The sequence below is a fragment of the Cysteiniphilum litorale genome, assembly GCF_003428165.1.
GTDB classification, from domain to species: Bacteria; Pseudomonadota; Gammaproteobacteria; order Francisellales; family Francisellaceae; genus Caedibacter; species Caedibacter litoralis.
Window position 1 is genome coordinate 1 of sequence record NZ_QLIQ01000135.1, and the last position, 1,135, is coordinate 1,135.

Genomic DNA, 1,135 nt, shown 5'->3' on the forward strand with positions numbered 1-1,135 from the left:
CTCTTACCTAAAATATCACCCGCGGCTAATCCTTCAATGTCTAAACCAAGCTGTGACCAAGTGCCACCACTATAACGATAGATTTCAACCTGTCCGCCATTATTATTGCCATTGCTGTCATTAAGTGCCGCACCAATTGCTACTGTCTGACCATCGCCACTTAAGCTTACTGCTGACCCTGATCTATCTGAAGCTGCTTCACCGGCGATATCAAGTCCTAACTGCACCCAGTTGCTGCCATTATATTGGAAAACACGCACATGACCTGAGTCTGTGCCACCATCATCGCTGTTCTCTGCACCAATGGCAACGATCATGCCATCATCACTTAGTGAGATAGCCGAACCTGAGCTATCGCCCGCAAATTCACCCAGAATATCGCTACCTAATTGCACCCATGCACTGCCATTGTATTGATAAATCTGTACCATCCCTTGGCTGCTGGCATGCGCTTTTGATGCGACAGCAATCACCGAGCCATCATTATTCACTGACACCGCATGTCCTAGATTATCAAACGCTGCTGCACCATTGATATTAGCACCCAATTGATTTAAGGTGACCGGACCTTCAAAAGTGGTTAATTTAGGGTCGATATTTGCCAAGACATTAATGGTCAATGGATCACTGCTTGATAAAGTACCATCATCTGATAAAACCGTTAATGTATCAGCACCCGTAAAGCTTGTTGTAGGCTGATAACTCATGCCATTTAAAGCGGCATTGATATCAGTAAGTGTGCCCGTAATTTGCATACTTGCACTACCATTACTGCCACTATTAAAAGTCAAACCCGTAACCTGTGATAAGGTTAAAATACCATTAGTCACCGACAAAGTAACCGTACTGTTGCTATTATCATCTGCAATGCTAATCACATTGGCATTGGCAGTATTAAACACCAGCGTGTTATTTTCTTTAATAACCTGTGTCGCAGGAATGGTATTTACTGGTGCACTATTGACCGCAGCAACATTAACCGTTGCGGTTAATACTGCAGAGTCAATGTCACCATCATTAACTTTAAAACTTACCGTACGACTTAATTCACTCGGGGCTAATGAGGTATTTTGATACGTCACACTACGTAATGCTGTTTGATAATTGGCAAGCGTATCCGTACCCGTTAATGTCA

Annotated in this window: 1 protein-coding gene; it reads right to left on the bottom strand. The window is 43.3% G+C overall.

The annotated features are described in order from the left end of the window. Window positions 1-1,135, bottom strand: a 1,135-nt coding sequence (locus DNJ75_RS14885; protein WP_206609136.1) for a hypothetical protein, incomplete at both ends; no start/stop codon positions are given.